Origin of the sequence: uncultured Bacteroides sp., from assembly GCF_902491285.1 — a bacterium.
Taxonomy (GTDB): Bacteria; Bacteroidota; Bacteroidia; order Bacteroidales; family Bacteroidaceae; genus Bacteroides.
In genome coordinates this window covers 1-14,569 of sequence record NZ_CABUHK010000054.1, presented here as the reverse complement: position 1 = coordinate 14,569, position 14,569 = coordinate 1, and the positions used below count along the sequence as shown (strand labels likewise).

Here is a 14,569-nt window from a genome sequence, read left to right as displayed (position 1 = left end):
TTTCAGATAAAACTAAAAAAAGTGAAGAAATATTTGTATGCTATCTATGTTTTTGTCTATCTTTGCGTCAAATTTAAATCCGTTACCTAAGAAGTAACTGGTAATTATTATCACTGATTACCAATACATTACACTATAATTATCTGCTAGCGCAGTAGTTCCTTACGTAAGATAAATTCCCTTTATTTACCTTTGTACGTTCTTCAAGTTCGAAACCTTTCAAGTAGATTTGCGTGGTCTTTATAGATTTGTGCCCCAATGATTCACTAATCATTTCAATCGAAATTCCCCGGTATTTGGCAGTAGTAGCCCAAGAATGACGAAGCGTATAGGAAGTGACCGGAGACTTCAAGTGCAACGCCCTCGCCAACTCTTTCAAGCTATTATTAAACCGACGAAGAGCAGACTGGTATTCCCGATAAGCTGCCACATCTTTCCGTTTCTTATCCCCACGAAGAATATCAAAAAGATAATCAGGGCAATTGGGCAAAGAAGCCCGATTATTCCGAAGTTGGTTTATTATTTCCCTGGCGCTGTCCAGTACTTCCAAGCTCATAGAAGTCTTCGTCTTGATACGATTGTACCGAAGCACATTACTGTCCAAAGCAGATTTCTCCAGATGAGCCAAGTCGGCAAACGACATCCCGCAAAACTGGAACATCAAGACGGCAATAGATTGCGTACGACGTAAACGCTCCGACTTCGGATCCTCATACAGAAGCTTGTGCAATTCGTCAAGCGGCAAAGCTTTTTTCTGACGGACATCGACTCCCGTATAAACATCATGAAACAATCGCGGCACGTAAGGGGTATTCCCTGCTTCCACTCCCCGATTGTAAATGCTACGAAGCATACGCATATACGTAGAAATCGTATTTGGCTTCAAGCCACACTCATAAAGATACTGCCCGTAGCATTGTAAACGTCCACGGGTGACTTGTCTGAACGACACATTGGATATGCCGCAGAACTTACTGAAAGAAAAGAGGGCGTTCTTGTAGACATGCGCTGTGGAATGGCGACCCTCCTCTCGCAAACGACCGATGTAGAGCTCTCCACACCGGCTAAATCCATTTTTACTTGTCATTTGCATCACTAGTTATTTTATATATATACCATTTGGCAAGCGGCAAAAAAACGAATCTTTTTGCAGCTTTATAGCACACTTGCCAAAGTATATTTTAATATTTTATATTTTTAACAACAGTAAAAATTAGCAATTATGGCTAGTAAAAAAACATCCAAAAGAGAAACGAAAACACGAGTAAAAAACAATGCCAAAAATCAGAAAAAAAGCGGCGACAGACGTAAGAGAACTGAAATCATCAGTGAGGAAGAACTGGAAAAAAGAGGCGGACTGACCGGAGATGAAACGGCACTTTTCACAGTATATCTACAAAAGTTGGACGAAGGAGAAGTCCATATGGGATACTCAAAAAAGCTAAAAGATTTAGCCAAGCAAATCCATGAAAAAGAGCATTTGTACGTCCCAAAGCAAGGTGGATATAAGTTAATGGAAATCAGCAGCATAGAAACTGAGTTATCCGTAATCAGAGGAATTCTCCGGGAGCAGCGGGAAGAAAAGGAAAGACAGGCTAAAGAGAAAGGTTCTAATAAGTATTTACAAAAATAATTGTGCAGGTGAGATGCAAACTTTACTTTTGCCGCCGTTTTCAACCGGCTGAAAAACAGTAAACTTTTTCCCTAAAAATAGTGACGCTATCCGGTCGTGATGGCGTCACTATGAGGCGAGGATAGTGACGCTATATCTGCAGTATACCGTCATTATCCCGAAAGGAAGAAATTTGCTAAAACAAACATGAATTTATAATTAAACAATTTAAACAATGAAAAGAAATAAAAAAAGGTCTGATGACTGTATGTCAATATGGAAAAGACGTATTGCCGCTGAAAAAGGAATTTCAGAAATAAATGCGGAGAAGATTGTACAGAAGTGCATGGAACTGGTAAAACACATGTTGTATGGAAATGTAATGATAGCTTTTCAGAAACAGGACGGAACATTCTGCCTGGAGAAAGGCACTCTGGTAGGATACGAAAAATTCTTTCATCGGGAGTTCAAGTTAACAGTAAAGCAGGAGTCTGTTGTCTACTGGAGTGAGGAACAACACGGATGGAGAAGATTCAGAATCAGCAACCTGATGGGATGGAAAGCAGTCGTTTAATTCAAAGTAAAACATATTGAACTATGAGTATGATAAACAAAGGAATCTCCTATTTCCCTACACCGGCCAACTTTTTCGACGAAGAAGTTATGGAATTGCTGGAAGCAAAATTTGGCGTTTTAGCCTCTTATGTCGTTCTGCGATTGCTTTGCAAAATCTATAAAGAGGGATATTACATCTCTTGGGGAAAAGAACAAAGCCTGATTTTCGTCCGTAAAGTGGGCGGAGGAATTAATGAGGAAATGATGGAAAGGATTATGGGACTGCTATTGGAAAAGGGATTTTTCCATAAGGAAACTTACGAGCAATATGGTGTACTGACCTCGGAACGGATTCAGGAAGTATGGTTCGAAGCAACCACACGGCGGAAAATAGACTTTTCCCAATTACCTTATATATTAGAGACAAAAAGGAGAAAGGGGAAACAAAAGGAGGTGATGAACAATGAAAATGCAGACATTTCTTCGACTCAAGAGGACGCGAACCCGGAAAATGAGGACATTTCCGGACAAACTAAACTAAAGCAAACTAAACTAAATCTTGAGGAAGAAGAAATAAGCGATGCCTCGTTTGAAATTCCGGGGTATGCCTACAATCAGGCTACACACAACATAGCCGGACTAATAGAAAGCCTGGAATACCATAAAGTGACGAATCCGAAAGAAAGGCAGACGATTCTCCGGCTGTCGGATTATGGCAGGAAAGGCACGCAGGTGTGGAAACTGCTTTCCAATACGTCCTGGAACAAAATCGGGGCGCCGGGGAAATATATCATTGCGGTGCTAGCCGGCGGACGGAAACAAGCCGGCTGATAAAAAGGTGATAAAAAAGGTGCGAAAAATCTGTGCTTCTCACAAATTCTTCGTACCTTTACACTCCGGTAAAACAAGTTCTATCCACATAAAATATAACAAAATGGAAAACAGAAGTTTAGTAACCATTGCCGAACATTCTAAAGAAAAAATCCTCTACATGCTCGAAATGGCGAAGCAGTTTGAAATGAACCCCAACCGCCGGTTATTGCAAGGAAAGGTTGTAGCAACCCTGTTCTTCGAGCCTTCCACCCGCACCCGCCTGAGTTTTGAAACTGCCGCCAACCGTCTCGGCGCACGGGTTATCGGATTTTCCGATCCCAAAGCAACTAGTTCTTCCAAGGGGGAGACACTTAAAGACACGATTATGATGGTGAGTAACTATGCGGACATTATCGTCATGCGCCACTACCTCGAAGGAGCGGCACGATATGCCAGCGAAGTAGCTCCGGTGCCTATTGTCAATGCAGGAGACGGAGCCAACCAGCATCCGTCGCAGACCATGCTCGACCTCTACTCTATCTACAAGACGCAGGGTACGCTGGAGAACCTGAATATTTTCCTGGTAGGCGATTTGAAATACGGACGTACCGTACACTCACTGCTGATGGCAATGCGCCACTTCAACCCCACTTTCCACTTTATCGCTCCCGATGAGCTGAAAATGCCGGAAGAATACAAACTCTATTGCAAGACTCACCAGATAAAATACGTTGAACATACGGACTTCTCCGAAGAGATTATCGCTGATGCCGATATTTTGTATATGACCCGTGTGCAACGCGAACGTTTCACCGACCTGATGGAATATGAACGGGTGAAGAACGTGTATATCCTCCGCAACAAGATGCTGGAAAATACTCGTCCGAACCTGCGTATATTGCACCCGCTGCCACGTGTCAACGAGATTGCTTACGATGTGGACGATAATCCGAAAGCATATTACTTCCAACAGGCACAGAACGGTCTGTATGCCCGCGAAGCGATTCTTTGCGATGTGTTAGGTATCACATTAGATGACGTTAAAAACGATATTTTATTATGAGCGAAAATAAACAAGAACTGCAAGTAGCCGCCCTGGAAAACGGGACGGTGATTGACCATATCCCGTCTGAAAAGCTCTTTACCGTAGTGCAACTGCTCGGCGTGGAGCAAATGAAAAGCAATATTACCATCGGTTTCAATCTCGACAGCAAGAAGCTGGGAAAGAAAGGTATCATCAAGATTGCGGACAAGTTTTTCTGTGATGAGGAGATTAACCGTATTTCGGTAGTCGCCCCGAACGTGAAGTTGAACATTATCCGCAACTATGAGGTAGTGGAAAAGAAGGAAGTGAAAATGCCGGACGAGCTTTGCGGAATCGTGAAATGCGCCAATCCGAAATGCATCACGAACAATGAGCCGATGTCTACGTTATTCCATGTGATAGACAAGGATAACTGCATCGTGAAATGTCATTATTGCGAGAAAGAGCAGAAACGTGAGGAGATTACAATCATTTAATTTTCAACTTGCCATTTTCCATTAAAGAAGTGAAACAAGACTGGAAACCAGGAACGATGATTTATCCGCTGCCGGCTGTACTGGTCAGTTGCGGAAAGGAAGAAAGTGAATATAATATTATCACTGTGGCATGGACGGGTACGATTTGTACGAACCCGCCCATGTGTTATATATCCGTACGCCCGGAACGGAATTCTTATGGGATTATCAAGCGGAATATGGAGTTTGTCATTAATCTGACGACAAAAGACATGGCTTTCGCCACCGACTGGTGCGGAGTCCGTTCGGGACGCGATTATCATAAGTTTGAAGAAATGAAGCTCACTCCGGGACGATGTACCGTAGTGAACGCACCGTTGATTGAAGAGTCTCCCCTTTGCATCGAATGCCGTGTGAAGGAAATTGTTTCTCTCGGCTCGCATGATATGTTTATCGCGGATGTAGTGAATGTACGTGCCGACGAGCGGAATCTGAATCCCGAAACCGGCAAGTTCGAACTGGCGGAAGCTAATCCGCTGGTATATGTACATGGCGGATATTATGATTTGGGAGAAAAAATCGGCAAGTTCGGCTGGAGTGTGGAAAAGAAAAAATAAATCAGTATGTTGCGCAAAATCCTTCTTCTCGGTTCGTTGGCTATAGCCTGCATGGCTTCCGCCCAGAATTATAACTCTGACAGGGTAGACCGCCCCAATACAAGGAAAATAAATTTCGGGATCAAGGCGGGATTCAATTCTTCCATGTTCATGGTGTCCGAATTGAAGATTAAGGACGTAACAATTGACGAGGTGCAGAATAACTATAAAATCGGCTATTTCGGTGCTCTCTTTATGCGCATCAATATGAAAAAACATTTCATCCAGCCGGAAGTATCATACAATGTGACCAAATGTGAGATTACTTTCGACAAGCTGGGGTCGCAACATCCCGCCATCGAACCGGATTATGCTGCTGTGCAGTCTGTGCTGCACAGCATTGACTTTCCTATTCTTTATGGATACAATGTGGTGAAGAAAGGACCATACGGCATGTCTATCTTTGCAGGTCCGAAGCTCCGTTACTTATGGGGCAAGCATAATGAAATCACTTTCAAGAACTTCGACCAGAAAGGTATCCGTGAAAAGTTGTATCCATTCAATATCAGTGCAGTAATCGGCGTTGGCGTCAATATATCCCGTATCTTTTTCGATTTCCGCTATGAGCAGGGGGTAGGAAATATATCCAAATCCATCGTATATGATAATATCAATTCCGACGGCAGTACAGGAGTCAGCCACATCACTTTCCGCCGCCGCGACAGTGCGCTAAGTTTTTCGCTGGGATTCATCCTTTAGAGATAAAATATCATTAAATCCCGCCTTTTACTAACATTTTTCTTGCACTTCCTTCATTTTTTATTTATTTTCATTAACTTTGTACGCTTAAAAATAGGTATCTCGAATTAGAAATTTAATCTTACTTATAAAAGAATGAAAAGAGACGACTTAATTTTCGACATCATCGAAAAAGAGCATCAACGTCAGCTGAAAGGTATCGAGCTGATTGCATCAGAAAACTTTGTGAGTGACCAGGTAATGCAGGCAATGGGTTCTTGTCTGACTAACAAGTACGCAGAAGGTTATCCGGGCAAACGCTATTATGGTGGTTGTGAGGTTGTAGACCAGAGCGAACAAATCGCTATCGACCGTCTGAAAGAAATCTTCGGAGCCGAATGGGCAAACGTACAGCCGCACTCTGGAGCACAAGCTAACGCTGCTGTCTTCCTGGCTGTCCTGAATCCGGGCGACAAATTCATGGGATTGAATCTTGCACACGGCGGACACCTTTCTCACGGTTCACTGGTGAACACTTCAGGTATCATCTATACTCCTTGCGAATATAACCTGAACAAGGAAACAGGACGCGTTGACTACGACCAGATGGAAGAAGTCGCTCTGCGTGAGAAACCGAAAATGATTATCGGCGGCGGTTCCGCTTACTCCCGCGAATGGGATTACAAGCGTATGCGCGAAATCGCTGACAAGGTAGGCGCTATCCTGATGATCGATATGGCTCACCCTGCCGGTCTGATTGCTGCCGGAGTACTCGAGAACCCGGTTAAATATGCACACATCGTCACTTCTACTACACATAAAACACTTCGCGGACCTCGTGGTGGTGTCATCATGATGGGTAAGGACTTCCCCAATCCATGGGGCAAGAAAACTCCGAAGGGTGAAATCAAAATGATGTCTCAATTGCTGGATTCAGCCGTATTCCCCGGTATCCAAGGCGGACCGCTGGAACACGTGATTGCTGCCAAGGCAGTAGCTTTCGGTGAAATCCTGCAACCTGAATTCAAAGAATACGCTAAACAGGTACAGAAAAATGCGGCTGTACTTGCACAGGCTCTCGTAGACCGTGGCTTTACCATCGTTTCCGGTGGTACTGACAACCACTCCATGCTGGTAGACCTGCGTAGCAAATATCCGGATTTGACAGGTAAAGTAGCGGAAAAGGCATTGGTTTCCGCTGATATTACCGTTAACAAGAACATGGTTCCGTTTGACAGCCGTTCAGCTTTCCAGACTTCCGGTATCCGTCTGGGTACTCCCGCTATCACAACCCGTGGAGCTAAGGAAGACCTGATGCTCGAAATCGCTGAAATGATTGAGACTGTATTGTCTAACGTAGAAAATGAAGAGGTTATCGCACAAGTACGTGCACGTGTCAACGAGACAATGAAGAAATATCCTCTGTTTGCTTATTAAGAAATAATTTGTTTTTTAATTGATAGCTTTGGCTATCTGAATAAAAATTGTATTCAGGTCTGTCCTTTATGAAAAGAGACAGACCTGTTTTCTTTATATTTATTAACTCTACTTTTCGAACTATCTGTCCCGAAAACCGTTGTTCTTATCACAAAAAGGATCTAAAATATCTCTTCAACAAAAAATCGTACGGTACATCGGAAGAGATGTAAAAAATGTACCGGACTCTATATACTAGCATCCCCGTCTTTCCCTATTGATTTATAAGGAAAGACGGAGATTTACCATGTATTATCGGGAAATTTATTATTGATACACCTTAACTCAGCCCTTCAATTTCTCCATCCACAATGTCGATATGCAATGCCTGCGGCTCTTTCGGAAGTCCCGGCATACGGAGGATTTCCCCTGCTATCGCTACAATCATTTCCGCACCGTTATTGATAACTATATCCTTGATGTGGAATTCGAAATTGTTCACTGCACCATAAATTTTTGGGTCGGCAGAGAATGAGTATTGTGTTTTGGCAATGCAGACGGGATAGTGGGTAATTCCCATTTTCTCAATCAGCTTGATACGGTTGCGGGCAATGCTGCTATAAGTAATGACACTCGCACCATAGATATTGGTAGCCACTTTCTCAATCTTCTGCTCGATACTGTCCTCTTCTTTGTATGTATAACGCAGAGATTCGGAGGGTTTATTTTCGATGGTATCCACTACCAGGCGAGCCATATCCACTGCCCCCTCTCCGCCTTCACTGAAGGCGTTGTTGATGGCAAAGCCCACACCCAGTTGCTCACAATGTTCGCGAAGCAGTTCCATCTCTTCGTCTGTATCGGTAGCGAACTTATTGAAAGCTACAATCACTGTCTGCCCGAAAGAACGGAGATTGCGGACGTGCTTGTCAAGGTTGCGCAATCCTTCTTTCAATCCTTCCATATTCGGCTCCTTGATGCGGTCGAGACTGACGCCACCATGCATCTTCAGTCCTTGCGCAGTAGCAACGATTACTGTCAGTCGCGGTTGGAGCCCGCTTTTACGGCATTTGATATTATAGAACTTTTCCGCACCGAGGTCAGCACCGAATCCGGCTTCTGTGATTACGTAGTCACCGAAAGACATTGCCAGCTTGGTAGCCAGGATAGAGTTGCAACCATGAGCGATATTGGCAAACGGTCCGCCGTGTACGAAAGCGGCAGTACCTTCAGTGGTCTGGACGAGATTGGGGTGGATAGCATCTTTCAGCAATACGGTGATGGCCCCTGCTACTCCCAGGTCTTTGACTGTGAAAGGCTTGTCATCGTAAGTGAATCCGAGCAGGATATTTTCGATACGACGGCGCAAGTCGCTCACATCTTTCGAAAGACAAAGAATTGCCATAATCTCCGAGGCCGGCGTAATGTCGAAACCGGACTCTTGTGTGATGCCGTTCGATTTCGGTCCCAAGCCGACAACGATACTACGCAATGAACGGTCGTTCACATCGAGCACACGGCGCCAAAGGATTTCTTTCAGTCCGAAACCTTTTGCCTGGTTCTGATAAAGATAATTATCCAACAGGGCGGAAATCATGTTGTGTGCAGAGGTAATGGCGTGAAAGTCTCCGGTGAAGTGGAGATTGATTTTGTCCATCGGAAGTACTTGGGCGTATCCGCCACCGGCTGCTCCGCCCTTCATGCCGAAGCATGGGCCGAGAGAAGGTTCGCGAAGCGCAACAATCGCTTTCTTTCCTATTTTATTGAGTCCCAAGGCAAGACCGATAGATACTGTAGTTTTGCCGATACCCGCTTTAGTGGCTGTAATGGCAGTCACCAGGATGAGATTGCTTTTCTTTACTTTCTCTTCATCAATCAGTTGTTCGGGAATCTTTGCGATATAGCGACCATAATTTTCCACCTCCTCGCGAGGAATTCCAATACTTTCGGCAACCTGCTTTACTTTTTTCAGCTCAATGCTGCGAGCTATTTCTATGTCTGATTTCATACAGAATATGATTAGTTTTATTTTGAAAATGCAAAAGTAACAAATCTGCGCCGAGTAACAAACTCTTTCCGCACAATAACTGTTGTAAGTAGCATAACCTAAACAACAACTTAATTATGGAATGGATTATTAATCAACTAAGGGTACACCCTGAGCTTGCCATTTTTCTCACTCTCTTTGCGGGATTCTGGTTGGGCAGGCTCAAAATAGGGAAGTTTTCTTTAGGTACGGTGACCAGCGTACTTCTTGTAGGAGTACTGGTGGGACAATTGAACATTACCGTAGACGGTCCGATGAAGGCCGTATTTTTTCTGCTTTTTTTGTTCGCCGTCGGCTATAAGGTAGGACCGCAGTTCTTTCGCGGACTGAAAAAGGATGGGTTGCCGCAGGTGGGATTCGCCGTGCTGATGTGTATAGTGAGCCTGGTGGCGCCATGGATTCTTGCGAAAATCATGGGGTATCATATGGGCGAAGCTGCCGGATTGCTGGCCGGGTCACAAACAATATCCGCCGTTATCGGCGTAGCAAGTGATACTATCAATCAGTTGGGTATCAGCGATGCGCAGAAGGCTACATATATCAATGCCATTCCGGTGGCTTACGCCGTGACTTATATTTTCGGTACGGCAGGCTCGGCATGGATTCTGGCTTCCCTCGGACCGAAAATGCTCGGCGGACTGGATAAAGTGAAAGCTGACTGTAAGGAGCTGGAAGCTCAGATGGGGACTTCGGAAGCTGATGAGCCCGGCTTCTCTCCCGCCCTTCGTCCGGTGGTGTTCCGTGCCTATAAAATCACGAACAAGTGGTTCGGCAAAGGAAAAAAAGTCAGCGAACTGGAAACTTATCTGAGCGAAAAAGACAAACGTTTATTTGTGGAGCGGGTTCGCCAGCGAGGAGTTGTGAAGGAAGTCAGTGCCGACATGATTCTTCATGCAGGAGACGAAGTCGTACTAAGCGGACGACGGGAATTCGTTATCGGTGAAGAAGACTGGATTGGGCCGGAAGTGATTGACGCCCAGTTACTCGATTTCCCGGCGGAGACTCTTCCGGTAATGGTTACTCACCGGACTTTTGCAGGAGAAAAGATTGCGACCATCCGGGCACAGAAGTTTATGCACGGTGTCAGTATCCGCAGTATCAAACGTGCAGGTATCAATGTTCCCGTACTTGCGCAGACAGTTGTGGATTCGGGAGATATTCTTGAATTGACGGGAATGAAGCATGAGGTGGAAGCCGCTGCCAAACAGATGGGATATGTAGACCGTCCGACCAATCAGACGGATATGATTTTCGTAGGGCTGGGTATTCTGCTCGGCGGACTTTTCGGTGCGCTTGCCATTCATTTGGGCGGTGTCCCCATCAGTCTTTCGACGAGCGGCGGAGCATTGATTGCCGGACTTCTATTCGGTTGGTTGCGTAGTAAGCATCCTACGTTCGGCGGTATTCCCGAACCGTCTTTATGGGTACTGAATAATGTGGGATTGAATATGTTTATCGCGGTAGTCGGCATCGCTGCAGGTCCCAGCTTTATAGCCGGATTCAAGGAAGTGGGAGTCAGCCTGTTCATCGTCGGTGCACTGGCAACAGCCATACCTCTGCTTGCAGGATTGCTGATGGCAAGGTATCTGTTTAAGTTCCACCCTGCCCTGTCTTTGGGATGCACGGCGGGGGCACGTACTACAACTGCTGCGCTGGGTGCTATCCAAGATGCAGTGGAAAGTGACACGCCCGCCTTGGGATATACTGTGACGTATGCTGTCGGCAACACATTGCTGATTATCTGGGGAGTGGTCATCGTACTGCTCATGTAATCCTGCATTCAAACAATTATTTCGAAAATATATATAAATAAATATCATTATGGAAAAGAAAACAAATAATCCGGCTATCACCAAAAGTTATGCCAGGAAAATGGAATCCATCAGCCCGTTCGAGCTTAAGAACAAGCTTATCGATATGGCGGATGAAAGTATCAAAAAGATAGCGCATACCATGCTGAATGCCGGACGAGGTAATCCGAACTGGATTGCTACCGAACCGCGCGAAGCATTTTTCCTGTTGGGACAATTCGGGCTTTGTGAATGTCGACGGGCGTTCTCACTGGAAGAAGGAATTGCCGGTATTCCGCAAAAGGCAGGGATTGCCGCCCGTTTCGAGGCTTTCCTGAAAGACAATGAAAAGGCAGCGGGAGCCAATCTGCTGAAAGAGGGATACAACTATATGCTGATGGAACACGCTGCCGACCCGGACACGCTGGTGCATGAATGGGCGGAATCTGTTATCGGTGACCAGTATCCCGTGCCCGACCGTATCCTACATTTTACGGAAATCATCGTACAGGATTATCTGGCTCAGGAAATGTGCGACCGCCGTCCGCCGAAAGGGACTTTCGACCTCTTCGCGACCGAAGGGGGAACGGCTGCCATGTGTTATCTGTTCGATTCGCTGCAAGAGAATTTCCTGTTGAATGAGGGAGATGCCATCGCTTTGATGATTCCGGTTTTCACACCTTATATCGAGATTCCGCAACTGCGGCGTTACCAATTTGATGTCACTGAAATATCTGCCGACCAAATGACCGCCGACGGATTGCATACATGGCAATATAAGGATGAGGATATTGATAAGTTGAAAGATACGCGAATCAAGGCACTGTTTATCACCAATCCGAGCAATCCGCCCAGTTATGCGCTCAGCGCGGAGACTGCCGCACGTATTGTCAACATCGTGAAGAATGACAATCCGAACCTGATGATTATTACAGATGATGTGTATGGGACATTTATCCCGCACTTCCGTTCGTTGATGGCAGAATTGCCGCATAATACGCTTTGCGTTTATTCTTTCTCCAAATATTTCGGAGCTACGGGATGGAGAGACGCAGTTATTGCTCTACACGAAGACAACATCTACGACAAAATGATTGCCCGCCTGTCGGCGGAGCAGAAGGCAATCTTGAACAAGCGCTATTCCAGTCTGAGTTTGCAACCGGAAAAGATGAAGTTTATCGACCGCATGGTGGCTGACAGCCGGCAAATTGCACTGAATCATACCGCAGGACTTTCGCTGCCCCAACAGATGCAGATGAGTTTGTTCGCTATATTCTCCCTACTTGATAAGGAAGACCGCTATAAGGCAAAGATGCAGGAAATTATCCATCGCCGCTTGCATGCGTTATGGGATAATACCGGTTTTACACTGGTGGAAGACCCGCTGCGTGCCGGATACTATTCGGAAATAGATATGCTGGTATGGGCGAAAAAATTCTATGGAGATGATTTCGTTGCCTATCTGCAAAAGACATACAATCCGCTGGATGTAGTGTTCCGCCTCGCCAATGAGACTTCACTCGTGCTGCTGAACGGCGGTGGCTTCGCCGGACCGAAATGGAGCGTCCGCGTATCGCTTGCCAATTTGAATGAAGCCGATTATGTAAAAATCGGGCAGAGTATCAAGCGGGTACTGGAAGAGTACGCCGAGGTGTGGAAAGCATCCATATCATAAGTTTATTTAAAACGGGAAGTATCAATTTCTTCCCGTTTTTCTCTAAGAAAATATAACGAAAGCGGATAGTCAGACTGAAATATTCTATCTTTGTCGTAAATCAACCTTTACGAAGATGAAAAAACTGATTCTATTTCTTTCGTTGATATTGTCGGTCGGTTTTGCATCCGCACAGTCGGAAATACCTTCTGATAGTATCCGTCGTGCTCCTTCGGCTAATATCAAGGAGTTTGGCGGCTTTTTGCTGGATATGGGATTAATGAATGTCACTGCTCCGCAACTGCCTAAGTTTGATTTGAGCATGCCGGATATGAGCAAAGATTACAACCAGATATTCCGTTTGAATACGGATGCCACTTACTCACAAGGATTTACGGATGCATTTTCTTCCTCTTATTTCTCCGGTTTCGGATATGGTTGGGGGCTGTCGTCTTCTCCGCAGTTCATGCAGATGGGCTCTTTCAAGTTGAAAAACGGAATGAGAATCAATACGTATGGAGATTATGATAAAGACGGCTGGAGAGTGCCTAACCGGAGCGCTATGCCTTGGGAAAAGAATAATTTCCGGGGAGCATTCGAGCTCAAATCCGCTAATGGCAATTTCGGGATACGAATTGAAGTGCAGCAGGGGCGCAATGTCCCCTACTAATCTTCTGCTGATAAATTCTATGCTGAAATCAACGCGAGTTCTTTAAAAAGGCTTCGTCCGCCGCACGCATCGAATCAGCAATACGGTCACACCATGAGTCAAATTCCAAATCGGGAGTCTGAGTTTCGGGATGAGCAAGCATAAATTGCACGGCTTGCCGCAAACCGTCCGCCATTGATATATTACAGACAAAATCCGGCACAAGTCTCTTTATCTTCGAATTGTCAAAGACAACAGTAGAGGCTTTGTCTCCTAAGAGTTCGCCTTTGAAATCGTAGTTTTCTCCATGCCTGGCAAGGAAATCGGAAGGGACATGTAATGCGTTCAAAGGTTTTCCCAATGTATCGGCAATCGTTTGGTAAATTTGGTTCCAGGTCATACTTTCATCGGTAGTGATATGAAAGGCATTTCCTATGGCATGGGGATTTGCCATCAAGCCTACATATCCTTTGGCAAAGTCCTTGGAGTGTGTCAATGTCCACAGTGATGTCCCGTCACCGGGGATAATCACAGGTTTCCCGTCGAGGATACGTTTCAAAATCTGCCAGTTGCCTTTGCTTCCATGCACGCAGACAGGCGGTTTCGTGCCGTTATAAGTGTGGCTGGGACGGACAATAGTCACCGGAAAACCATCCGACCGATAAGCGGACATCAGTACTTCTTCCGCTTCTATCTTATTTCGTGAATATTGCCAATAGGGATTCGATAAAGGAGTGCTTTCCGTTATGCAGTAATCAGCCAATGGTTTCTGATAAGCAGAAGCGCTGCTGATAAAGATATATTGCTTTGTCTTATTCCGAAACAGGCGGATGTCACGCTGAACGTCTTCTGCCGTATAGCCTATGAACTGGGCAACTACATCGTAATTTTCATTTGCAATAGCTTTTGCCACGGCTTCTTCGTCATTTATATCTGCAATGATACTGCGGGTTCCTTCCGGCACCTTTTTCGAACCACGATTGAGAAGGGTAATCTCCCACCCTCTCTGTTGCGCCAACGCAACGACGTCGGTACTAATCGTACCCGTCCCGCCAATGAATAATGCTTTCATAAAAGTTGGTATTTAAATTCTTGGAACAAAGATATTAATTCTGCCATTCACTCCAAAGGTTGTATATAAATTTATTGCTGTCCGATAAAACTCAGAAAACGCGATACAGTATGGCTCGAACGCTGAT

Annotated in this window: 14 protein-coding genes; 11 read left to right on the top strand and 3 right to left on the bottom strand. The window is 45.2% G+C overall.

Features of this window, described 5'->3' with window-relative positions; genetic code table 11:
• Nucleotides 1-139: 139 nt before the first annotated feature.
• Nucleotides 140-1,087, bottom strand: a complete 948-nt coding sequence (locus tag RDN93_RS14240; RefSeq protein ID WP_308746123.1) for a tyrosine-type DNA invertase cluster 3b — start codon at nt 1,085-1,087, stop codon at nt 140-142.
• Between the two features lie 135 nt (nt 1,088-1,222).
• On the opposite strand from RDN93_RS14240, the gene RDN93_RS14235 reads away from it, so the two are divergent.
• The 8 genes from RDN93_RS14235 to glyA all read left to right on the top strand — a co-directional run bounded on the left by RDN93_RS14235 (nt 1,223) and on the right by glyA (nt 7,251).
• Nucleotides 1,223-1,633, top strand: coding sequence for a DUF4119 family protein (locus RDN93_RS14235; RefSeq protein WP_308746122.1), 411 nt, complete (start codon nt 1,223-1,225; stop codon nt 1,631-1,633).
• 214 nt (nt 1,634-1,847) lie between these two features.
• Nucleotides 1,848-2,186 (top strand): SH3 beta-barrel fold-containing protein, encoded by a 339-nt coding sequence (locus RDN93_RS14230; RefSeq protein ID WP_308746121.1) that lies wholly within the window; start codon nt 1,848-1,850, stop codon nt 2,184-2,186.
• A 23-nt stretch (nt 2,187-2,209) separates the two neighbouring features.
• Nucleotides 2,210-2,998 carry a DUF4373 domain-containing protein gene (locus tag RDN93_RS14225; RefSeq protein WP_308746120.1) on the top strand — a complete coding sequence of 263 codons (789 nt, stop codon included), beginning with the start codon at nt 2,210-2,212 and terminating at the stop codon, nt 2,996-2,998.
• Nucleotides 2,999-3,101: 103 nt separating this feature from the next.
• The gene (pyrB, locus tag RDN93_RS14220) at nt 3,102-4,043 is read left to right on the top strand and encodes an aspartate carbamoyltransferase (RefSeq protein ID WP_308746119.1); all 942 of its coding nucleotides are present in this window, start codon (nt 3,102-3,104) and stop codon (nt 4,041-4,043) included.
• The gene (gene pyrI / locus RDN93_RS14215; protein WP_308746118.1) at nt 4,040-4,501 is read left to right on the top strand and encodes an aspartate carbamoyltransferase regulatory subunit; all 462 of its coding nucleotides are present in this window, start codon (nt 4,040-4,042) and stop codon (nt 4,499-4,501) included. The genes pyrB and pyrI overlap by 4 nt, the downstream gene beginning before the upstream one ends.
• 29 nt (nt 4,502-4,530) lie before the next feature.
• A complete protein-coding gene (locus RDN93_RS14210; RefSeq protein ID WP_308746117.1) occupies nt 4,531-5,097 on the top strand; it encodes a flavin reductase family protein in 567 nt (188 codons plus the stop codon).
• Between the two features lie 6 nt (nt 5,098-5,103).
• The gene (locus tag RDN93_RS14205) at nt 5,104-5,835 is read left to right on the top strand and encodes a porin family protein (protein WP_308746116.1); all 732 of its coding nucleotides are present in this window, start codon (nt 5,104-5,106) and stop codon (nt 5,833-5,835) included.
• Nucleotides 5,836-5,970: 135 nt separating this feature from the next.
• Nucleotides 5,971-7,251 carry a serine hydroxymethyltransferase gene (gene glyA / locus RDN93_RS14200; RefSeq protein ID WP_308746115.1) on the top strand — a complete coding sequence of 427 codons (1,281 nt, stop codon included), beginning with the start codon at nt 5,971-5,973 and terminating at the stop codon, nt 7,249-7,251.
• A gap of 319 nt (nt 7,252-7,570) precedes the next feature.
• On the opposite strand, the gene RDN93_RS14195 is transcribed toward glyA, so the two are convergent.
• Nucleotides 7,571-9,238 (bottom strand): formate--tetrahydrofolate ligase, encoded by a 1,668-nt coding sequence (locus RDN93_RS14195; RefSeq protein WP_308746114.1) that lies wholly within the window; start codon nt 9,236-9,238, stop codon nt 7,571-7,573.
• 116 nt (nt 9,239-9,354) lie between these two features.
• Here RDN93_RS14195 and aspT point away from each other — a divergent pair, with 116 nt between their 5' ends.
• From aspT to RDN93_RS14180, 3 genes are all read left to right on the top strand, one after another.
• Nucleotides 9,355-11,049: an aspartate-alanine antiporter gene (gene aspT / locus RDN93_RS14190; RefSeq protein ID WP_308746113.1), complete on the top strand. Its 1,695-nt coding sequence runs from the start codon at nt 9,355-9,357 to the stop codon at nt 11,047-11,049.
• Nucleotides 11,050-11,098: 49 nt separating this feature from the next.
• Nucleotides 11,099-12,742: an aspartate 4-decarboxylase gene (gene aspD / locus RDN93_RS14185; RefSeq protein WP_308746112.1), complete on the top strand. Its 1,644-nt coding sequence runs from the start codon at nt 11,099-11,101 to the stop codon at nt 12,740-12,742.
• A 115-nt stretch (nt 12,743-12,857) separates the two neighbouring features.
• Nucleotides 12,858-13,391 carry an occludin gene (locus tag RDN93_RS14180; RefSeq protein WP_167965343.1) on the top strand — a complete coding sequence of 178 codons (534 nt, stop codon included), beginning with the start codon at nt 12,858-12,860 and terminating at the stop codon, nt 13,389-13,391.
• A gap of 28 nt (nt 13,392-13,419) precedes the next feature.
• Here the strand turns inward: RDN93_RS14180 and RDN93_RS14175 are convergent, their stop codons facing one another.
• Entirely contained in the window at nt 13,420-14,442 is a 1,023-nt protein-coding gene (locus tag RDN93_RS14175) for an SDR family oxidoreductase (RefSeq protein WP_308746111.1), read from the bottom strand.
• Nucleotides 14,443-14,569: the final 127 nt, after the last annotated feature.